The sequence below is a fragment of the Thiolapillus sp. genome (assembly GCF_048562965.1).
Lineage (GTDB): Bacteria > Pseudomonadota > Gammaproteobacteria > Chromatiales > Chromatiaceae > Thiolapillus > Thiolapillus brandeum_A.
In genome coordinates, this window is the sequence record NZ_JBHNMF010001527.1 from 1 (window position 1) to 578 (window position 578).

The 578-nt window shown below is 49.5% G+C and carries 1 protein-coding gene; it reads right to left on the reverse strand.

Features of this window, described 5'->3' with window-relative positions; genetic code table 11:
* Positions 1-552, reverse strand: a 552-nt coding sequence (locus tag ACOCD2_RS25315) for a hypothetical protein (protein ID WP_305800836.1), incomplete at its 3' end; no start/stop codon positions are given.
* Positions 553-578 lie beyond the last annotated feature (26 nt).

The window sequence follows — 578 nt, forward strand, 5'->3', positions numbered from 1 at the left end:
TTTTCGATAAGGCGTAAAATTAAATTTCACTGCGCTGATGTATTGAGAGTAAGCCCTTGCAGTTCTGTAAACGTATCTACTGGCTGATGTGGTACCGTCGACGTCCAGGGTTGTCAAAGGGGTTGAGTCATTGATGCCTACCCGATTGTTCGTGTAATCCAGATAGAGTGTGGAAGTATCGAAGGCCTGATTGCCTGCAGCGGCATCTTTTCTGGCCACCAGGGAGCTTACTGAAATCTCGTTACCCGAATTTTGCAGCCCGATTCCGGCGATGTTGAAGCCGATATCATCTTTTTCGCATGAAACAAAGCCGGATGGCTCTATTTCTCGAATGCTGTAACCGCGGTTACAGATACTGGCTACTCGTCTTTGTAAAATTCTGGTATCGATACCCAGACGTACACCGCCGCTTTCACCGCCACCGGTGAGCCCTGACCCAGGAGCAACAACAACAGATGTGTAAGCGCCCAAGAATCCACACCTGTTTTCCCCACCTGACCCTGTGCAGACTTTCTCCTGGAATTTCACGACATAGGAGAAATCGATGGACATGTCTGATGCCACCGAAGGTGCGCCGT